This window comes from Amycolatopsis sp. NPDC041971, from assembly GCF_055588925.1.
The window spans coordinates 89,658-108,968 of the sequence record NZ_JBVJCE010000017.1; the positions used below are offsets into that span (position 1 = coordinate 89,658).

Annotated in this window: 16 protein-coding genes; 13 read left to right on the forward strand and 3 right to left on the reverse strand. The window is 70.1% G+C overall.

What is annotated here, in order from left to right:
• Window positions 1-291: 291 nt before the first annotated feature.
• Window positions 292-1,509 carry a DNA polymerase IV gene (gene dinB, locus ACZ6DT_RS29565; RefSeq protein ID WP_465601708.1) on the forward strand — a complete coding sequence of 406 codons (1,218 nt, stop codon included), beginning with the start codon at window positions 292-294 and terminating at the stop codon, window positions 1,507-1,509.
• A 197-nt stretch (window positions 1,510-1,706) separates the two neighbouring features.
• The gene (locus tag ACZ6DT_RS29570; protein ID WP_465601368.1) at window positions 1,707-2,123 is read left to right on the forward strand and encodes a DUF3040 domain-containing protein; all 417 of its coding nucleotides are present in this window, start codon (window positions 1,707-1,709) and stop codon (window positions 2,121-2,123) included.
• A gap of 198 nt (window positions 2,124-2,321) precedes the next feature.
• Here ACZ6DT_RS29570 and ACZ6DT_RS29575 read toward each other — a convergent pair whose 3' ends face one another.
• The 3 genes from ACZ6DT_RS29575 to ACZ6DT_RS29585 all read right to left on the reverse strand — a co-directional run bounded on the left by ACZ6DT_RS29575 (window position 2,322) and on the right by ACZ6DT_RS29585 (window position 7,303).
• Window positions 2,322-4,850 (reverse strand): transglutaminase TgpA family protein, encoded by a 2,529-nt coding sequence (locus tag ACZ6DT_RS29575; RefSeq protein ID WP_465601371.1) that lies wholly within the window; start codon window positions 4,848-4,850, stop codon window positions 2,322-2,324.
• The gene (locus tag ACZ6DT_RS29580) at window positions 4,847-6,121 is read right to left on the reverse strand and encodes a DUF58 domain-containing protein (protein WP_465601373.1); all 1,275 of its coding nucleotides are present in this window, start codon (window positions 6,119-6,121) and stop codon (window positions 4,847-4,849) included. Before ACZ6DT_RS29580 ends, ACZ6DT_RS29575 begins: the two co-directional genes overlap by 4 nt.
• 63 nt (window positions 6,122-6,184) lie before the next feature.
• On the reverse strand, window positions 6,185-7,303 hold the full coding sequence (locus tag ACZ6DT_RS29585; protein WP_465601376.1) for an AAA family ATPase: 1,119 nt from the start codon (window positions 7,301-7,303) through the stop codon (window positions 6,185-6,187).
• A 285-nt stretch (window positions 7,304-7,588) separates the two neighbouring features.
• Here ACZ6DT_RS29585 and ACZ6DT_RS29590 point away from each other — a divergent pair, with 285 nt between their 5' ends.
• The 11 genes from ACZ6DT_RS29590 (at window position 7,589) to mraY (ending at window position 19,309) form a co-directional block, all read left to right on the forward strand.
• Window positions 7,589-7,942: a hypothetical protein gene (locus ACZ6DT_RS29590; RefSeq protein WP_465601379.1), complete on the forward strand. Its 354-nt coding sequence runs from the start codon at window positions 7,589-7,591 to the stop codon at window positions 7,940-7,942.
• A gap of 4 nt (window positions 7,943-7,946) precedes the next feature.
• On the forward strand, window positions 7,947-8,501 hold the full coding sequence (locus tag ACZ6DT_RS29595) for a DUF3558 family protein (protein WP_465601381.1): 555 nt from the start codon (window positions 7,947-7,949) through the stop codon (window positions 8,499-8,501).
• A gap of 10 nt (window positions 8,502-8,511) precedes the next feature.
• Entirely contained in the window at window positions 8,512-9,090 is a 579-nt protein-coding gene (locus ACZ6DT_RS29600; protein ID WP_465601382.1) for a PPE domain-containing protein, read from the forward strand.
• Complete coding sequence (locus ACZ6DT_RS29605) at window positions 9,087-9,839, forward strand: ESX secretion-associated protein EspG (protein ID WP_465601384.1); 753 nt, start codon at window positions 9,087-9,089, stop codon at window positions 9,837-9,839. Before ACZ6DT_RS29600 ends, ACZ6DT_RS29605 begins: the two co-directional genes overlap by 4 nt.
• Window positions 9,840-10,356: 517 nt before the next feature.
• On the forward strand, window positions 10,357-10,788 hold the full coding sequence (mraZ, locus tag ACZ6DT_RS29610) for a division/cell wall cluster transcriptional repressor MraZ (protein WP_465601387.1): 432 nt from the start codon (window positions 10,357-10,359) through the stop codon (window positions 10,786-10,788).
• 204 nt (window positions 10,789-10,992) lie between these two features.
• Window positions 10,993-11,952, forward strand: coding sequence for a 16S rRNA (cytosine(1402)-N(4))-methyltransferase RsmH (gene rsmH / locus ACZ6DT_RS29615; RefSeq protein ID WP_465601390.1), 960 nt, complete (start codon window positions 10,993-10,995; stop codon window positions 11,950-11,952).
• Window positions 11,949-12,653 carry a cell division protein FtsL gene (gene ftsL / locus ACZ6DT_RS29620; protein WP_465601393.1) on the forward strand — a complete coding sequence of 235 codons (705 nt, stop codon included), beginning with the start codon at window positions 11,949-11,951 and terminating at the stop codon, window positions 12,651-12,653. The genes rsmH and ftsL overlap by 4 nt, the downstream gene beginning before the upstream one ends.
• Complete coding sequence (locus tag ACZ6DT_RS29625) at window positions 12,653-14,581, forward strand: peptidoglycan D,D-transpeptidase FtsI family protein (protein WP_465601396.1); 1,929 nt, start codon at window positions 12,653-12,655, stop codon at window positions 14,579-14,581. The genes ftsL and ACZ6DT_RS29625 overlap by 1 nt, the downstream gene beginning before the upstream one ends.
• Window positions 14,582-15,192: 611 nt before the next feature.
• On the forward strand, window positions 15,193-16,698 hold the full coding sequence (locus ACZ6DT_RS29630; protein ID WP_465601711.1) for a UDP-N-acetylmuramoyl-L-alanyl-D-glutamate--2,6-diaminopimelate ligase: 1,506 nt from the start codon (window positions 15,193-15,195) through the stop codon (window positions 16,696-16,698).
• Window positions 16,695-18,227, forward strand: coding sequence for a UDP-N-acetylmuramoyl-tripeptide--D-alanyl-D-alanine ligase (locus ACZ6DT_RS29635; RefSeq protein WP_465601399.1), 1,533 nt, complete (start codon window positions 16,695-16,697; stop codon window positions 18,225-18,227). Before ACZ6DT_RS29630 ends, ACZ6DT_RS29635 begins: the two co-directional genes overlap by 4 nt.
• Window positions 18,224-19,309 carry a phospho-N-acetylmuramoyl-pentapeptide-transferase gene (gene mraY / locus ACZ6DT_RS29640; protein ID WP_465601401.1) on the forward strand — a complete coding sequence of 362 codons (1,086 nt, stop codon included), beginning with the start codon at window positions 18,224-18,226 and terminating at the stop codon, window positions 19,307-19,309. Before ACZ6DT_RS29635 ends, mraY begins: the two co-directional genes overlap by 4 nt.
• The last annotated feature ends 2 nt before the right edge of the window (window positions 19,310-19,311 follow it).

Consider the following 19,311-nt stretch of genomic DNA (forward strand, 5'->3'; position numbering starts at 1 on the left):
AGGAACGGTCCGTTCCTTGCGAAATTTGCAAGGAACGGACCGTTCCTAGCACGCCGCGGCCGAAACTGTCGGTGGTCCGGGTTACCGTCCCCGCAAGGTCGCCGGAGGGCGCCCCGCGCCCGACGGCGACTACACCGTCGCGCGCCCTCTTTCGGGCCGAAGGCCCCCGGAAACGTTTTGGCAGGGCGACTCCATGACCACCGCGGCTGACATCCACAACGTGCGCCCTGGCAAAACGTTTCCGGCAGCGCGCGACAAATAAACATGGGAAACGCTGAACTGCCCGGCGGGATGGCCCGCTACCGCGTGACGGCCGGGGCCACCACCTGGCCCGACGACACCGGCTGCGGTCTGCTGCACGTCGACATGGACGCCTTCTTCGTGTCCTGCGAGCTGCGCACGCGACCGGAGCTGGCGGGAAAGCCCGTGGTCGTCTCCGGCGGCGGTCCGAGGTCGGTCGTCGCGGCCGCGAGCTACGCGGCGAGAGAGTTCGGCGTGCGGTCGGCCATGCCGTTCTCGACCGCCAAACGGCTCTGCCCGCGGCTGATCTGCATCACCCCGACACCCGGGCTCTACGGCGAGGTGTCGAAGGGCGTCATGGGGATCTTCCGCGAGCTGACGCCGCTGGTGGAGCCGCTGAGCCTGGACGAGGCGTTCCTGGACGTCAGCGGGGCGCTCAAACGGCTGGACTCCTCACCCGCCCGCCTCGGCGCCTGGATCCGGGAGCGGGTGGCCGCCGACTTCGGGATCAGCTGCTCGGTCGGTGTCGCGAAGATCAAGTTCGTCGCCAAACTGGCGTCCGGGATGGCGAAACCGGACGGCATGGTCGTCGTCCCCGCGGCCGAGACGCTCACGTTCCTGCACCCGCTGCCGGTGTCGGCGCTGTGGGGCGTCGGCAAGCGCACCGAGGAGCACCTGCGGCAGCAGGGCCTCCACACCATCGCCGACGTCGCGGCCGCCCCGCTGCCCAGGCTGAGGCGGTCGCTCGGACGGGCGCTGGGGGAGCACCTGTACGCGCTCGCGCGCGGCCACGACGAGCGCGAGGTCGTCCCGGAGACGCCGGACAAGTCGATCGGCGCCGAAGTGACCTTCGACGTCGACCTCCACGACCGCTCGTTGCTCGGGCTGGAACTGCTCCGGTTGTCCGAACGCGTCGCCGCCACCCTGCGCCGCCGGGGGCTGCGCGGGCGGACGGTGTCGATCAAGGTCCGGTTCGCGGATTTCAAGACCATCACCCGCGCCAGGACAACCGCCGTAGGAGTGGACGTGGCCCGCGACATCCATCGCACCGCCGTCGAACTCCTCACCGAGCACGCGCCGACGGGCGCAGTCCGCCTGATCGGCGTAAGAGTCGAGGGATTGGACACGGAGAGTAATGGAGAGCAGCTGCTTTTCGACGCACCGGAACCCCGATGGCGGGATGCTGAAGTCGCCGCCGACGTCGTGAGGTCTAAGTTCGGTGACGGTGCGGTGCGGCCCGCGTCACTGCTGACCCCCCGTGACCAGTGACATCGGCCGCTCGGCCCTCTTCGAGAGAGCCGCGTCGGGTGGTTTCGGCCAATTTGATCCCTTCTGGATACGGGATCGGGTAGTCGGACGAGCGCGGGGCTCGTATCCTGGACAGAGACACCCCGCCTGGGGTTGTCTGTTGGGTCCATGACGTTGCGCGGCCCGGCGCCCGCGACAGCTGTGCCGGAGGAGGAAAGATGCCACTCTCCGAGCATGAGCAGCGGCTGCTCGATCAGATCGAGCGCGAGCTCTATGCCGAGGACCCCAAGTTCGCATCCACGGTGCGAGGCACCCGGTTGCGCCGCCCCGCCCGCCGACGGCGTTTGCAGGGCATCGCCCTGTTCGTAGTGGGCGTCGCACTGTTGGTGCTCGGCGTGGTGGTCAATATCCGGGTCGCCGAAATCCCGGTGATCAGCGTGCTCGGGTTCCTCGTGATGTTCTTCGGAGTCATGATGGCCGTCACGTCGATTCGGCAAGGAGCCGAACCGGAAGGCGGTAAGGACAGCGGTGACCCGGGAACCGGCGGAGGTGGCGGCGGCCAGTCGTCCCCGCGCCGGAGTTCGTTCACCCAGCGCATGGAAGAGCGCTTCCGCCAGCGCTTCGAGGAGCAGTAGCTCTCACACAACGCGAACATGCCGACGAGGCACCGCCTCGTCGGCATGTTCGCGTTGTCATGTCGGCTTCGTGAGTGGGTGATGATGGAGGAATCGGGACGGTGAGTGTCCAGATTCCTCCATCGTCACCCGCCGGGGGTCACTCCCCATCCCGGACCTGGTCACAGCTGCCGTGCCCTATCCCTCCCGCCGGAGGGGCTACTTCTTCGCCCGCCGCAGTGACCGCGGGAACAGGCGGCCCTTCCACGACATGGGCGCGTTCCGTTTCAGGCTGTTGCGCACCTCGTCGAAGGCCGGGCCCAGCTCCTGATCGTCCGCCGGCATGTCCGAGTACCAGGACTTCTCCACGACGCCGATGACCGTCCGCAGGCCGGAGCGGCCCTCCTCGTCCAGGCGGTGCTTCTCGACGACCTTCCGGCCGGCCACCCGCACCGTGTCGCCGTCGGACAGCGGCAGGCCGCGGTCCGCGCATTCGTCCATCAGTTCCCGCCACGCCGCGTCGGCCGCGGCGGGGGAGTGGGACGCGATCTTCTGCAGCCGCAGCCGCCGTTTGATCTCCCGGATCGTCGTGGGCGTGCCGAGCCCGCCGAGGACGACCACGAGCGCCAGCGCGAACCACCACGACACCCAGGCCGCCAGGAACGCGAACGCCGCCACCCACAGGCCGATCGTGATCAGCGGCAGCCAGTTCGTCACGTTCTGGTTGTCCAGGAAGCCGCCGTTCTCGCGGGCGGTCTCGGGCGAGTCCGGGGCGCGGGGCGGGGAAGTTCCCGAGCGCAACAGCGCCCGGTATCGCAGACGCGACCGCACGATCACGACCACGGTCAGCGCGGCCGCCAGCCCACCGAGGATTCCGGCGAGGATCGCGGGCCACAGCGGCTCTTCCTCCTGCTGGTCCCCGTTGCCGTCCGCGCCGAGGTCCGCGCCCGGGTCGCGGGGCGTGCCGGTGGCGGGGGCGCTCGACGCGGGCGCGCTCGGCACTTCCTGGGTGTCGTTGGTCGTGGAGCTGCTCGTGTCGGTCTGCAGGTACGGCGGGACGACCGCGCGGCCGTCGAGCAGCGGGGTCGGGTCGAAGCTGACCCAGCCCTTCGTCTGGAAGTAGACCTCGACCCACGCGTGCGCGTCCTCGGAGCTGATCGAGAGGTAGTCGCCCTTCGGGGTCCCGGAAGTGAAGCCGATGGCGACCCGCGACGGGATACCGACCGACCTCAGCATCACGGCCATCGCGGACGCGTACTGCTCGCAGAATCCGCGCTTGCCGTTGAGGACGAAGTCGGCGAGTGCGTCGGAGTCGGCGGCGTCGGCGGTCTTGGTGTCGTAGACGAAGCCGTTCTGCGCGGTGAAGAACGACCAGATCGCCTGGGTCTTGTCGAAGCTGTTGGACTCGTTTTCCGTCAGCTGCTTGGCCTTCGCGGCCACCCTGGGATCGACGCGGTCGACCTGCACGAACTGCTGCGGTACCTCGGCGAGGCGGGCGTCGTCGAGCCGGAGTTCGTCCTTGGACGGCTCCTTGATCGACGCCGTCTCGGTGTAGGCGGGCGCGTTCTGCTTGGTCGTGGTGAACACGGCACCGCCGACCGGGTCGTAGAGCCAGTTGTCGGCCAGCCCGTTGATCGACCGCGGCGCGCCGTAGATCGGCAGCCAGTTGTCGACCCAGTTCGTCGGCTCGATCCGGATCTCCCGCGCGGGGCCGGCGCCGTCGTCGCCGGGAGCGGGCGGGAGGCCCTTGTTGGCCTGCACACCCTGCTGGGCGCGGCCGTTCTGCGCCAGCCCCCAGCCCTTGTTCGGCGTGTACGTGTCGAGGGTGAACGCGCGCAGCAGACGTTTGTCCGCGCCCATCCCGTAGACCTTGAACAGCTCCACGTTCTCGCCCTGGTCGAGCAGGCCGCGCAGCTGCGTGAACGGCTCGACGCCGAATCCGCCCGCGCCGCCGCGGCCCGCGCCCTGCCCGCCGGGAAGACTGCCGACCGTGCCGATACCGGTGACGGCCGTGCCGATCACCAGGCCCATCGCGATCGCCGCGGCCACCACGCCGACGGGCGCGGACAACGTGCTCGCCGAATTGCCCAGTCCCGGCGCCTCGCGGTTGCGCCAGCGGCGGTGCCGGTGGTTGCCGTCCACGGCGAGCAGCGCGGCGAACGCGGCCGCGCCCAGCAGGAACGTCCACCAGGGCAGCATGTCCTCGGCCAGCGCGGCCGGGACCGCGTACACGCACAGCAGGACCAAGCCGGTCGCGGCCGGCGCGGCGGCGGCCACGGCCAACGTGTCGACCAGGACCGCGACCAGGCCGATCGCGATGGTGATCAGGCAGAGGATCGGCGGCGTGCCTTCGACCGGCGGCAATCCGACGCGGATCTGCTCGGCCGCCGCGGCGAGCACGCCGCGCAGCTCTTCGAGCGCGTCCGGCCCGGGGATGATCTTCAGGATCCCGCTGGTGGTGAACGCCCCGGTGATCAGGAACAGCAGCACCAGCAGCTGCGCCAGGCCGACGACGATGGTCGGCGCGCGCAGCGAGCGCAGGGCGAGCCCGGTGGAGGCGATCAGCACGACGGCGACCAGCAGGTAGCCGAACCACGCCCAGCCGGAGATGACGCCGGTGAGCGAGGTGGAGGCGAACAGCGTGGCCAGCCCGGCGGCGACCGGGGCGAGCACACTGTTCGTCCAGACCGGCGGCGCTTCGGGACGCGGCCGGGGGGTGTGCGGGCGGAGTGGCGCGGTCGCGGTCACAGGCCGCCTCCGATCAGCGTGCCCCGGCGGGTGGCCGTCTGGCACAGTTCGGCCCACACCTGCTGCATCGACGATCCGGGGCCGGCGACGACGACGCCCCAGCCCGCGGCGCGCAGCAGCGCCACCGACTCTTCGGTGGCGGCGGCGCGGGTTTCCGGCCGGTTGACGCCGGAGGACCAGCCGGGGGTGTCGAGCAGCACGGCGAGGCTCCGGATCCCGCGGGGGCGGTACCGGGACAGCTCGTGCACGGATTCGTTGCTGACGGTGCCGAGCACGGCGATGAGTTCCTGTCCTTCGGCCGGGTCGTGGCCGAGGGTGATGTCACGCTGGTGCGCGGGCTGGAGTGCGGCGAGGACGTCGAGCACGACGTTGTCGTAGTGCTCGCCACCTTCGCCGGGGGTGTCGGCCAGGGTCTGGCCGTGTTCGGTGATCAGCCGGACGCGGTGACCGGAGCGGCGCAGGTGCAGGCCGACGGAAGCGGCGAACGAGACTGCCCATTCGAGGCTCGCGGCGGGTCCGGTGCCGTGGTGCGCGGCCGCGCGGTGGTCCAGCAGCACGGTCGTTCCGCCACGCCAGGGCCGCTCCTCGACGCGGACCATGATTTCGTCGCGGCGGGCGGTGGAGCGCCAGTGGACCTTCCGCAGGTCGTCGCCCTGGCGGTACTGCCGGACGATCACGTCCGCCTCACCCTGCCCGGCGTGCAGGCGGATGCTGCCGTCGTCGCCGGCACCGATCCCGGCGCCGCTGGGCAGCCCCCAAAGACCGGCCACCTTCGGCACGACGACCAGCCGGGAATGCCCGATCAGCTCACGTTCGAACTCGCACAGCCCGAACGGGTCGGTGATCGTCGCCCGCAGCGGACCGACCTGCTGGATCCCGCGCAGCACCGGCTGAAGCGGATACCGCAGCGCGACGCGGCGGTCGTGGGGAAGCCGTTCGACGACGAACCGCGGCCGCGAACCCAGCGCGTACGGCACACCGTCTTCGAGCAGCACCTCGCCGGCCGGGAGCCTGCCGTCGCGCCAGAGTTCGAGCTGGACCTCGCCCGGCGAGCCGACCGAGACCCGATCCGGGCGCAGCGAACGAGCCGCGCCCAGCCGCAGCCGGGTCGCCGAGATGAAGAAGGCGACCAGCAGCGGCAGGGCGATGACGAACATCGCGACCCGCAGCAGATCCCGTTCGTTGAGCACCAACGAACAAACCGCCGCGGCGACGCCGGCGGCGAGGAGGCAGCGGCCGCGTGTGGTCAGGCCGGACAGAGCACGCAGCATGGCTCAGATCCAATCAGCCGAGCGAGGCTTGTCCGCTGAGGGCAGGGGCATGGATGGACTCTCTCAGCGGTGGTTCGAGCCCTGCGGGACGGGAACGCGGTGCAGGATCGCGCGGACCACGTCGGTGGCCGAACGACGAGCGGCGTGCGCCTCCGTGGTGAGCACCATGCGATGCGCCAGCACCGGGACCGCGACCGTGTGCAGGTCGTCCGGGACGACGAACTCGCGGCCGGACAGCGCGGCCTGCGCGCGGGAGGCGCGGACCAGCTGCAGGGTCGCGCGCGGCGAGGCGCCGAGGCGGATCTCCGGCGCCTGACGGGTCGCGGACACCAGCTCGACGGCGTACCGGCGGATCTCCGGCGACATGTGCACCGACCGCACGGTCTCGATCAGCCGCTGCACCGACTCACGGTCGGAGACGGGCTCGAGATCGGCCAGCGGGTTGTGCCCGGCGTGCTCGTCGACCATGGCCAGTTCGGCCTGCTGGTCGGGATAGCCGATGGACACCCGCGCGGTGAACCGGTCCCGCTGGGCCTCGGGCAGCGCGTAGGTGCCCTCCATCTCGATGGGGTTCTGGGTGGCGATCACCATGAACGGCTCTTCGAGGTAATACGTCGAGGTGTCGACGGTGACCTGGTGCTCTTCCATGCATTCGAGCAGCGCCGACTGCGTCTTCGGCGAGGCGCGGTTGATCTCGTCGCCGACCACGATGTTCGCGAACACCGGGCCGGGCCGGAACTCGAACCCGCCGGTCTGCCGGTTGTAGATGGACACCCCGGTGACGTCGCTGGGCAACAGGTCCGGGGTGAACTGGATCCGGCTGACGGTGCAGTCGATCGAGCGGGCCAGCGCCTTCGCCAGCGAGGTCTTGCCGACCCCGGGGACGTCCTCGACGAGGAGGTGGCCTTCGGCGAGCAGGGTCACGAGCGCGATGCGGATGACGTCGGGTTTGCCGACCAGTACCCGCTCCACGTTGGCGGCGATCCGCCGCGCGGTCTCGTGCAGTTCGTCGAGCGACGCTGGATTCACCCCAGCCCCTTGCCGGGGGCCCGCCCCCGCCGCGCCGACACGGCCGTTCTGCCGGCCGCTGACCGAGCCGGCGGCCGTGGGGTACGGCGCTTGCCCGGTTGTCTGCTCACCCTGCTGTTCGCCGGGCGTCGCAGACTGGATTCTCGACGTCACTCGACCTCCTGATGCCGCGTGGCTGGATGTCCGCTAGGTCTGCTGAAGGGCAGCTTTTCAACGCCCGAGTGGTCCCTCGGGCAGCGGTCAGCCTCCCACGAAGTGTGTCAAACTCGGGCGAACTCTCGGGGGGAACCCCGCCAACCCCAGTCGATGACTCTGTGCAACCAGAGACTTTACCTCGATCAGGTGAGGTGAGCGCGTTTTCGGGTGCTCCCGCTGACGCCTGGTTTTGTCGTATGCTCCGGTGCGAGGTCGCTCGACTACGGAGAGGCGTAATCGCATATGAGCGAGGTGAGCACCGCCGAACCCAGGTTCGACTTGAGCGGATTCGCGGTCGCGCCGGAGTTGGCCGCCGACGCCCACGTGAAGATCTCCGCCCTGCAGGACGTGGTCGGCCAGATGGTCCGTGAGGCCAAGGTCCTCGGCCGCACGGTTCCCCTCGGCGGGGGATACGCGGACGAGGTCGGCAAGTTCATGGCGCAGTACGGGATCGGCGCCGAAGGCTCCGCGGTCGAGGCGCTCACGGCGTTCGGCAAGGAACTCGAGGCGCTCAAGAACCGGATCGAGAAGGCCCTGGCCCGCTACACCCGCCAGGATGAACAAGCGGCGGCGGACGTGGACTGTGTCGGCGGCTGAACCCATGAGCTCCCGCCTTCCTCGGCTCGCCCTCTGCGGCGCGCTCGCCGTCATGACAGTGTCCGCCTGCGGGCAAGGGGCCACGGGTCAGGCGAAGCTTCCGGCCGCCGCGGACGGTGCGGGCCCGGCTCCTTCGTCCTCGGCGTCCTCGGCGCCCGCGCCGGATCGCGGTGTGGATCCGTGCGCGCTGCTCGGCCCGCAGGACCGGTCGACGGCCGGGATCAACGTGCTCGGCGTCGCGAAGGAGATCAACGGCGCCCGCGCCTGCGACTGGACGGTGCCCGCGACCTTCGGCGTCACCATCACCGTGGACGAGCGGAACGGCCTGACGGACCTGGAGGTCGCGCGCAAGACCGCCGCCAAGATCAAGGTCGGCAGCCGGGACGCGCTCAAGGTCGCCGACAAAAAGGCCGCCGACGGGACCTGCGCGGTCCTGCTCGGCATGGGGGAGAAGGCGAGCGTCCAGATCGACGTGAGCAACACGAACTTCACCGACACCCCGCTCGCCTGCGAGCGCGCGGTGAAGGTGGCGGGACTGGCCGAACCCAAACTGCCTTAGGAGAACTGCCGTGCTTGAAGGAGAGACGCCGGGGCGCGAGGTCCCGGTCGCGGCCACGCGATACGAGGCCTACAGCCACGAAGCTCTGGCCGCCGAAGTCGAAGCGGGCAACGACCCCGAGGCGGCGGGCGGTATCGGCGCCGCCTGGGACGCGCTCGCCCGGCGCATGAACGACGCGACGTCCGAGTTCGCCGGACTGGTCGGCAGCAGCGAAGAGAACTGGCGCGGGGAAGCGGGCGACGCGCTCCGAGGCGTGCTTGCCAAGGCGTCCGGCTGGCTGACCTGGTCCGCGGATCTCTCGTCCGTGCTCGGGAAGGCCGTCGCCGGACAGGCCGAGGCGGCCGCGCGGGCCCGGGCCGACATGCCGCCGCCGGTGGACTACGACCCGGGCGCGATGATTCGCGGCGCGGCCGCCCGCGGGAACCTCGCGCTCCTCGCCGCGCTCGCCGACGAGATGGAGGCCAAGCACGCGGAGGCCGAAGAGGCCCGGCGCAAGGCCGTCGACGTCATGAACACCCGCGATGCCTCACTGCGTTCGCTGACCCCGCAGGTCTCCTTCGGAAAGCCACCGGAGCTGGGGCGGTCTTGATCCGCGTTTCCGCGTCGGCGTTCGATGTCCTCTGGTCCGACCTGGGGCACGCGGCCCCGCCCTGGCCGCTGTCGGTCCGCAGCGTCGGCGCCACGGAAGCGGAACGCGCCGAGATCCGCGACGCGGTCTACGAAAACCTCACCGAACGAGGCCTCTATGACGGGGACCGGCTCGACGCCGCCCTGGAAGCGCGGCTGGACCTGCTCGCTCACGCCGAGGTCTACGTCGAATGCGAGGCTCTGGCCGACATGACGGCCGAAACCCCGTTCCGCGCGGTCGCGGCCGCGCGCGGACGGCACGGCGTACTGGCCACCCAGCCGGAACAGACCATCGCGCTTTCCGGGATCGGCGACGGCGAGGTGTTCGCCGCGATCGTCGACGTCCTGCCCGAGCTGCGGCCCGGCCCCGGCTACGGCATCAGCCTGCCCGCGGCGCGTTTCGACGGTGACCTCGAAGATCCGGTGTTCGGCGACGGCGGACGCTCGTCGGCCTCGGACAACCAGCTGCGCGAGGTGCTCGCGATCCAGGCCCGGCCGGTCTACAGCGCGGGCCAGTTCACCGTGCGGACCCGCGACCGTGGCGGCCGTGCACACCGGGCCGGCGGGCTGACCTGGTTCGACACCGACGTCGGCGCGTACTGCGCGGCGCGGACCGAAGGCCGGGGCGGGCGAGCATGGGTCACTGTGTCCCCTGTGGACGGTCCGCGGCTGGCCGCGCGTCTCGCTTCGCTGCTGGACCCGGACCGCTGACCTGGAGCCGGTCGCTACGGGGCTCTCCGCTGCGACACGCGAGGGTGAGGTGTCCCCAATGCCACATTGGGCGCGCTGGGATCCGGCAAACGCGGGTCACCGCCGAGGTGGGTGACGGGATGTCCTTTGTCGACATGTCATCGGATGAACCGACGTCGTCACCCTCCACAGTGTCCCCACCGTCCCCACCGTCCTGACCGTCCCCCACCGGATTCCCCACTTCCGCCCCCCTTTCGCCCCACAGCAGGGTTCCGGCGGCCGATATCCGGACGCATCAGGCATGGATGAGGTTGCTTCGATACCCGGCCAGGGGGATCTTGGCCACCGTCCCCCACCAAGCCCCCACCTGGCCCCACCTGGCTGACCAGCGAAAACGTCTGACACGACGGAGTGGTGGCGGCTTTCGCCGCGTTGACTGTGGTGAAAAGTGGGGTACGGTGGTGCGCAGTGGGGCAGAAGGGAGCCCCGTGGCCGAGTTCGGTTGTTCGCAGCCGGGATCGGTAGGGAGGTGGAGCCGATGTTCCTCGGCACCCACACCCCGAAACTGGACGACAAAGGGCGGCTCACGCTGCCCGCGAAGTTCCGCGACGCGCTCGCCGGTGGGCTGATGGTCACCAAGGGACAGGATCACTGTCTCTTCGTCTTTCCCCGGACCGAGTTCGAGCAGATGGCGAGGAAGGTCGCCGACGCCCCGTTCACGAACGAGGCGGTCCGGGCCTACCAGCGTTATCTCTTCGCCGGGACGGACGAACAACGCCCGGACGGGCAAGGACGTATCGCGATCGCGTCCGAGCTCCGACGCTATGCCGGGCTGAACAAGGAGTGCGTGGTGATCGGGGCGATCACCAGGCTGGAGATCTGGGACGCCCAAGCGTGGCAGGGCTACCTGGACGAACACGAGGACAGCTACGCGAAGGCTCGAGAGGAAGTTCTGCCGGGCGTCTTCTAGACGTGACCGAGGAAGCACCCACGCCGTCGGGGGGCGCGGGTTCACGCTTCGGGCACGCCGGGAACCGTCCACACGGATGCCGTGAGGCCTCTGTCCGCTCAGTGGCCCTGGTACACCTTCCCCGGTACCAGGTCAGCAGGCGGGCGGACAGGGACCTGACGGCATCCGGCATCTTCCCCGGCACTACAGGAAAGGGGGGAAGACATGGCAGACGAACACGAGCACGTTCCGGTGCTGCTGAGGCGAATCGTCGAACTGTTCGCGCCGGTCTTCTCCGACCGCGAGGCCGTGCTGGTCGACGCGACCGTCGGACTCGGCGGTCACTCCGACGCGCTGCTCACCGCGTTCCCCGGGCTGCGCCTGGTCGCACTCGACCGTGACCCCCACGCGCTGGAACTGTCCGCGAAACGGCTTGCGCCGCACGGTGATCGTGTCGACTTCGTGCACGCCGTCTACGACGAGATGCCGTCCGCGCTGCAAGAGCTCGGACTGTCCAGAGTGGACGGAATCCTGTTCGACCTCGGGGTCTCCTCGATGCAGCTGGACCGTGCCGAGCGTGGTTTCGCCTACTCCAAGGATTCCCCGCTCGACATGCGGATGGACCCGACCACCGGGATCACCGCGGCCGACGTGCTCAACACCTACGCCCCCGGCGAGCTGATCCGGATCCTGCGCGACTACGGCGAGGAACGATTCGCCCAGCGGATCGTCAAAGCCGTTGTGGCGGAACGAGAGAAGGAACCCTTCACGCGCAGCGGGCGGCTGGTGGAACTGTTGTACGACGCGGTCCCCGCGGCGAGCAGGCGGACCGGCGGGCATCCGGCGAAGCGCACGTTCCAGGCGTTGCGGATCGAGGTCAACGGCGAACTGGAGGTGTTGCGGCGAGCGATGCCGCGAGCACTGTCCTGCCTCGCCGTCGGCGGCCGCATCGTCGTGGAGTCCTATCAGTCCCTCGAGGACAGGCTGGTCAAGCAAGCCTTCGCGGAACTGGCGAAATCCCGGACGCCGGAAGGGCTTCCGGTGGAACTGCCGGGCCACGGCCCGGAATTGAAACTGCTCACCAGAGGGGCTGAGAAGGCCGGCGAGGCGGAGACCGAACAGAACACACGGGCCGCCTCCGTGCGGCTGCGAGCCGCCGAACGGATCGGAGACCGAGCACGATGACCGCTCCCGCGAAGTCCCGCGGCCGCCGGACACCGGCGCCCGGACGGCGTGCCCGCGCGACCAGCACGGTCGACGAGACGGCGGACGCCACCGAGACCACGACGTCCACCCGCGCCTCCCGCGGCCGGACGTCGGCGGCCGAACGCGCCTACGCCCGCCGCGCCCAGCGCGCCGACCTGCTGCAGCGAGACCAGCAACGCAACCGCCCCGACGCCGAAGGCGGCGCGGTCAAGGAAGAGCCGAAGAAGCTCAAGCTGCGCTGGCCGCGTTCGCGCGCGTCGTTCGTGCTGATGATGATGGGCATGCTGGCCGTCGGCGTGGCGTGCACGCTGTGGCTGACCACGCAGGCCATCGCCGATTCGTACCGGCTCGAACAACTCCGTACCACCAACGCCGGGCTCGCCGAGGCGAAAGAACGGTTGCAGCGCGAGGTCGCGAAGGCCGAGTCGCCCGCATCGCTGGCACCCAAGGCCAGGGAACTGGGCATGGTGCCCGGCGGCGACCCCGCGCATATCGTGGTCGGCCCGGATGGACAGTCCACTGTGGTCGGTGAGCCGAAGAAGGCCGAAGCCGACGCGCCCGTCACCTCGGCCGATTCGACGTCGCCTCCGCCCGCCGAGGGCACGCAGCAGGGCACGCCGTACGAGGGAGACCAGCCCGCGGTACCGCAGGAGAACGCCCCGGCGCAGGGAGGTCAGTGATGCCACCCGGCCGCCCGGCGCAGGCCAGGGCACGGTCGGCGGGCAGCGCGCGGCGGACCTACGCCGCCGGGACCCGCCGTGCCACCGCCCGGCGGGGCAACGGCGGAAACCCGAGCCGGTTCACCGGCGTCCGGATCCTGTTGATCGTCGTGATGGTGCTCGCCGGCCTCAAACTGGTGCAGGTGCAGTGGTTCGAGGCCGGCGCGCTGTCCGAGGCGGCGGAACGGCAGCGGACGTCGGTGATCGAAAGTCCCGCGCAGCGCGGGTCCATCCTGGACCGCAACGGGACGAAGATCGCGTTCAGCGTCGAGGTGCGGACTCTCGCGGTGAGCCTGAACTGGCTCCACAAGACGAGGGCCGACTTCGCCGCGAAGAACCCGGCCAAGGGCAATACCTTCGAGACCGAGGTGGCGGGCGCGGCGAAGCTGATCGCGGCCAAGCTGCCGGGGGTGATCACCGAGCAGGAACTGCTGGACAAGTTCCATAAGCCGGACGGCTTCACCTACCTGGTCCACGACATCGAACCGTCGGTCGCCGAGTCGATCGTCAAGGAATACCCGTGGATCAGCGTCGAGAAGCGCTCGAAGCGCGAGTATCCCGGCGACTCGATCGGCGCGAACATCGTCGGATACGCGAACTGGCGCACCGACGACAAGGACGTCTCCAAACACAACCTGCACGGTGGCTACGGTCTCGAGGCCTCGCGGGACAACGACCTCGCCGGAACGCCGGGCCGCAAGATCGTCAACACCCGGAACGGCAACGACAACCTTGTCATCCCCGGCACCGAACGGGACATCCAGAACGCCGTCCCGGGTTCGGACCTGCAGCTCACGATCGACACCGACCTGCAGTACGAACTGCAGCGGCAGCTGAGCGAGTATGTCGCCAAGTCGAAGGCCAAGGGCGGCCAAGCGGTCATCATGGACTCGAAGACCGGCGAGGTCTACGCGCTGGCCAACGACAAGACCGTCAACCTCAACGATCCGGCTTCGCGCAGTGAGACGGAGAACCTGAACAACCGCGCGGTGACCACGCCGTTCGAACCCGGTTCGGTGAACAAGATCGTCACCGCCGCGGGCGCGATCGACGCGGGCATCACCACGCCGGAGTCGACACTGGCGGTACCGGGTTCGCTGCAGGTCGCGGACAAGGTCGTCAAGGACGCCTGGCACCACGGCACGCAGCAGTTCACCACCACCGGTATCTTCGCGAAGTCGTCGAACGTCGGAACCCTGTTGCTGGCGCAGAAGCTCGGCGAGGACCGGTACGCGGACCTGCTCAAGAAGTTCGGTCTCGGCCATCGCACGGGTCTCGGCCTCCCGGGCGAGAGCCCGGGCGTCGTCCCGCCGCGCAACCAGTGGTCGGCCACGACCTTCGGGAACCTGCCGATCGGGCAGGGACTTTCGATGACGGTCGTGCAGATGGCCGGGATGTATCAGGCCATCGCGAACGACGGGCTGCGCGTGGAACCCCGGGTGGTCAAGGCGAAGATCAACCCGGACGGGACACTCGTTCCCGAATCGGCGCCGAAGACCGTTCAGGTCATCAGCCCCCAGGCGGCGAAGACCGTGCGCGACATGATGCGCGCCGTCACGCAGAAGGGTCGCGGGCAGCAGAGCGGCACCGGGCCGAAGGCGGCGCTTGAGGGTTACCAGATCTCCGGTAAGACGGGCACCGGCCAGCAGGTCGATCCGCAGACGAAGACCTACAGCAACCACTTGTACAACATCACCTTCGCCGGGATCCTGCCCGCCGACAACCCGCGGTTCGTGGTCGGCATCCGGCTCGACGCCCCGGACGCTACCCTGCAGCAAGGACTCTCGGCCGCGCCGCTGTTCCACTCGGTGGCCGCGTACCTGGCGCAGCGATTCCAGATCCCGCTTTCGGACGGCCCGTCGCCTCAGGTCCCGCTGGTCCTCTCCTGACGTGACACGCGTGCTCGGAAGCGGAACTCGCGTGCTCGAAGGCGGAACTCGCGTGCTCGAGGGCGGAACTCCTGCATCGCGGGTGATCCGGCCGCAGACACGCGAGATCCGGGTGGGCACACGCGAGATCCGGCTCCGGACACGCGTGATCCGGCTCCGGACACCCCGGCAGAGCGGCCCCGGCACTCGACGACGCGAAAGCCACTTTCGCGACGTCCAACGGTGCGAAAGTGGCTTTCGCGACGTCGGTGACCGGCGCGGGGGCGTGAGCCGCGCTCGTCGCTGTGCGTGAACGGGCTTCCGCGCTGAGCACCGCGCGGAAAGGTGGGCACGTCGAGTCTCGCTGTCCTCAAGCGACAGTCGGAAGCCCTTGCGTGCCAAGGAGAGCTCACGAAACCCATTACCACGGACGTGATCGTCGCGTGCACACACCGCACCGCTTCAGTCACCCGAATGCCGCGCCGGTAACCTCCTTGGCTGTGTCGGTGCCTACTTCAGATCCCCGCAGCGGTCCCGCCGTCGAAAGCGGGTCCGGCGCGACGGCTGCCCAGGTCCCGGACAGCCCGGTCAAGGCCGTCGCCGCACCCCCTCGTCCGGCCAGGATCGAGCCGATGCCGCTGGGCACGCTGCTCGCCAGGGCGGGCGCCCGGCTCGTGGTGGGCGGCGACGACTATCCGGCCGCGGCCGAGTTGACGGTCACGGGCAGCACGCTGCGCGCGCAGCACGTCCTCCCCGGTGACCTCTTCGCCGCGCTTCCGGGAGCCCGCGCCCACGGCGCGGACTTCAGTGGCCAGGCCATCGCCGCCGGCGCGGCCGCCGTGCTCACCGACGAGGCCGGTGCCGAGCGCCCGATGCTCCGCGACGCCGGCGTGCCGATCCTGGTGCACCCGGACCCGCGTGCCGCCCTCGGCGAGATCGCCGCCTGGATCTACGGCGAGCCGTCGCTGGAACTTTCCGTCCTCGGTATCACCGGGACGTCCGGCAAGACCACGACGTCGTACCTGGTCGACGCCGGGCTCAAGGCGGCCGGGCTGACCACCGGGCTGATCGGCACGGTCGAGACCCGGATCGCGGGGGAGCGGCTGGCCAGCGGGTTCACCACCCCCGAGGCGCCGGATCTGCAGGCCCTCCTCGCGGTGATGGTGGAGCGCGGGGTCACGCACGTCCCGATGGAGGTCTCCAGCCACGCGCTGTCGCTGGGCCGGGTCAACGGCACGCGTTTCGCGGTGGGCGCCTTCACCAACCTCTCCCAGGACCACCTGGACTTCCACAAGGACATGGAGGAGTACTTCGCCGCCAAGTCGCTGCTGTTCGACGGCCGCTCCACCGCCGAGGTGGTCGTCGTCGACAGCGCCTGGGGCCACGCACTCCTCACCCCGCACACGGTGACCGTGTCCACCGAGCCGGGAACGGACGCGCTGTGGCGCGCCACCGACCTGACCCCCACCCCGGCGGGGGAGCAGACCTTCACCCTCCACGGCCCCGACGGACTCGCCGCGTCGGCGAAGATCCCGCTGCCGGGTGAGTTCAACGTGGCGAACGCCGTGCTCGCGGCCGCGATCCTCGACACCGCCGGTGTCCCGCTCGAAGCCATCGTCGCCGGGCTCGCCTCGGTCGAGGTGCCGGGCCGGATGGAGCGGGTGTACCTCGGCCAGCCGTTCACCGCCGTCGTCGACTACGCGCACAAGCCCGCCGCGGTCGCGCAGGGGCTCGACGCGCTGCGCGCCCGCACCGAGGGCCGGATCATCACCGTCCTCGGCTGCGGCGGGGACCGCGACACCGCGAAGCGCCCGGTGATGGGCGAGGCGGCGGTGCGGCGCAGCGAGGTGCTGATCGTGACCGACGACAACCCGCGTTCGGAGGATCCGGCCGCGATCCGGGCGGCGATGCTGGCCGGTGCCCGCAACGCCGGGCCCGCACTGGGCGGCGAGATCATCGAGATCGCCGACCGCCGGGAAGCCATCATCCACGCGGTCGAACTCGCCCGGCCCGGTGACATCGTGCTCATCGCGGGCAAGGGCCACGAGACCGGCCAGGAGGTCCAGGGGGTCGTGCACCCGTTCTCCGACCGGGAAGAGCTGGCCTCCGCCATCCGCAGACGTCTGGAGACAGAGTGATCGTGCTCAGCCTGGCCGAGATCGCCGCCATCGTCGGCGGCAGGCTGCATCGGACCGACGGGACCGCCGAGGTCACCGGAAGCGTCGAATTCGACACCCGCGAGATCACGCCCGGCGGACTGTTCGTCGCGCTGCCCGGCGCGAAGGTCGACGGCCATGATTTCGCCGCGCGGGCCGTCGAGTCCGGCGCCGTCGCGGTACTCGCGGCCCGCGAGGTCGACGCCCCTGCCGTGATCGTGCCGCCGTTGGACGGCGGCGTGGCCCACGAGCGGGCCTTCGCGCTGGTCTCGGACAAGGACGGGGCGGGTGCCGCGGTGCTGGCCGCGCTCGCCAAGCTCGCCCGGCACGTGGTCCAGAAGCTGGCAGGCGACCACCTGACCGTGGTCGGGGTCACCGGTTCGGCGGGCAAGACCTCCACCAAGGACATCATCGCCCAGCTGCTGGAGCCGCTCGGCCCGACGGTGGCACCGCCGGGCTCGTTCAACAACGAGCTGGGCCACCCGTGGACGGCGCTGCGGGCCGACGACACGACACGGCAGCTCGTGCTGGAGCTGTCCGCCCGCGGACCCGGCCACATCGCCGAACTGGCGGCCATCGCGCCGCCGCGGATCGGTGTCGTGCTCAACGTCGGCACCGCGCACGTCGGCGAGTTCGGTTCGCGCGAAGGCATCGCCAAGGGCAAGGGCGAACTCGTCGAGGCGCTGCCGAGCGCGGAGGACGGCGGTGTCGCGGTCCTGAATCTCGACGACCCGTACGTCGCGGCGATGGCGAGCCGGACGAAAGCACGGGTGGTGTTCGTCGGCGAGAGCGAGTCCGCGCGGGTCCGCGCGGTCGACATCACCCTCGACGGGGAAGCGCGCGCGTCGTTCCGCCTGGTCACCCCGGACGGCGAAGCGCCGGTGAAACTGCCGCTCTACGGTGAGCACCAAGTCGGCAACGCGCTCAGCGCGGCCGCCGTGGCGCTGGAAATGGGCTCGACGGTCGAGGAGGTCGCGGCCCGCCTGTCGAGCCTCGAGCGGCGTTCGGACCGCCGCATGGAGGTCACCACCCGGGCCGACGGCGTCACGGTGCTCAACGACTCGTTCAACGCCAGTCCCGAGTCGATGCGGGCCGCCCTCAAGGCGCTCGCGTCGATGAGCGCGAACCGCCGTTCCTGGGCCGTGCTCGGCGTGATGGGCGACCTCGGCGACAACTCGGTCGCGGCGCACGACGGCATCGGCAGGCTCGTCGTCCGGCTCAACATCGACAAGCTCGTGGTCATCGGCCAGGCCGCCGCGGCCACGCACCAGGGTGCCCAGCAGGAGGGTTCCTGGGGCGAGGAGTCGGTACTGGTACCCGACGTCGAGGCAGCCATCGCCCTGCTGCATGATCAGCTCCGCGCGGGGGACGTGGTGCTGGTGAAGGCCTCCAAGGCCGCCGCGCTGTGGCGAGTGGCCGAAGCCGTGCTCGCCGCCCCCGCACCGATCGCTGAATCCCCTGTAGTACCCCCTTCCCCCTCTCAAGAACGCTCGAACGGTGGTGACGCGTGATCAGCATCCTGATCGCGGCCGCGGCGGGCCTGCTGGTCTCCATCCTCCTCACTCCCTATCTGATCCGGGTGTTCTCCCGGCAGGGCTTCGGCCAGGAGATCCGGGAGGAAGGGCCGCAGGGACACAAATCCAAACGCGGTACCCCGACGATGGGTGGTGTCGCGATCATCATCGCGATGGTCGTCGGGTATTTCGTGGCGCATCTGATCAGTTCGCTCAGCGGCGGCAACGGCACCGGCGGCCCGTCCGCTTCGGGGCTGCTGGTCCTCTTCCTGGCCGTGGGCCTCGGGCTCGTCGGGTTCCTCGACGACTTCATCAAGATCCGCAAGCAGCGCAACCTCGGGCTGAACAAGACCGCGAAACTGGTCGGCCAGCTGGTGGTCACGATCGTCTTCGCGATCATGGCCCTGCAGTTCGCCGACGAGCGCGGGCTGACCCCGGCCTCGGAGAGCCTGTCCTACGTGCGGGACCTCGCGCTGATCACCTTCCCGTCGGTGTTCTTCGTGATCTTCTGCTACATCGTCATCTCGGGCTGGTCGAACGCGGTGAACTTCACCGACGGCCTCGACGGCCTCGCCGGTGGCACCGCGGCGATGGTGCTGGCGACCTACGTCGTCATCGCCTTCTGGCAGACCCGCCTCTCGTGCGCGGTCACCCCGCAGGCCGCCTGCTACGACGTCCGCGACCCGCTGGACCTGGCCGTGGTGGCCGCCGCGGCGACCGGCGCCTGCGTCGGGTTCCTCTGGTGGAACGCGGCCCCGGCGAAGATCTTCATGGGTGACACCGGTTCGCTGGCCCTCGGTGGCCTCGTCGCCGGCCTGTCGATGACCACCCGCACCGAACTGCTCGCCATCGTCATCGGCGGCCTGTTCATGGTCGAGATGATCTCGGTGGTCGCGCAGATCGCGGTGTTCCGCACGACCAGGCGGCGGCTGTTCCGGATGGCCCCGTTCCATCACCACTTCGAACTCGCGGGCTGGGCGGAGACCACGGTCATCATCCGGTTCTGGCTGCTCTCGGCCGTCTGCTGCATGTTCGGTCTCGGGCTGTTCTACAGCGAGCAACTCGGCCTCGGAGGATAAGC

Bases quoted from the DNA above. Each gene is read 5' to 3' on its own strand.
- rsmH (WP_465601390.1), top strand. From the start codon at position 10,993: ATGGCAGACGAACACGAGCACGTTCCGGTGCTGCTGAGGCGAATCGTC.
- ACZ6DT_RS29580 (WP_465601373.1), bottom strand. From the start codon at position 6,121: ATGCTGCGTGCTCTGTCCGGCCTGACCACACGCGGCCGCTGCCTCCTC.
- ACZ6DT_RS29590 (WP_465601379.1), top strand. From the start codon at position 7,589: ATGAGCGAGGTGAGCACCGCCGAACCCAGGTTCGACTTGAGCGGATTC.
- ACZ6DT_RS29625 (WP_465601396.1), top strand. From the start codon at position 12,653: ATGCCACCCGGCCGCCCGGCGCAGGCCAGGGCACGGTCGGCGGGCAGC.
- dinB (WP_465601708.1), top strand. From the start codon at position 292: ATGGCCCGCTACCGCGTGACGGCCGGGGCCACCACCTGGCCCGACGAC.
- mraZ (WP_465601387.1), top strand. From the start codon at position 10,357: ATGTTCCTCGGCACCCACACCCCGAAACTGGACGACAAAGGGCGGCTC.
- ACZ6DT_RS29595 (WP_465601381.1), top strand. From the start codon at position 7,947: ATGAGCTCCCGCCTTCCTCGGCTCGCCCTCTGCGGCGCGCTCGCCGTC.
- ACZ6DT_RS29570 (WP_465601368.1), top strand. From the start codon at position 1,707: ATGCCACTCTCCGAGCATGAGCAGCGGCTGCTCGATCAGATCGAGCGC.
- ftsL (WP_465601393.1), top strand. From the start codon at position 11,949: ATGACCGCTCCCGCGAAGTCCCGCGGCCGCCGGACACCGGCGCCCGGA.
- ACZ6DT_RS29630 (WP_465601711.1), top strand. From the start codon at position 15,193: ATGCCGCTGGGCACGCTGCTCGCCAGGGCGGGCGCCCGGCTCGTGGTG.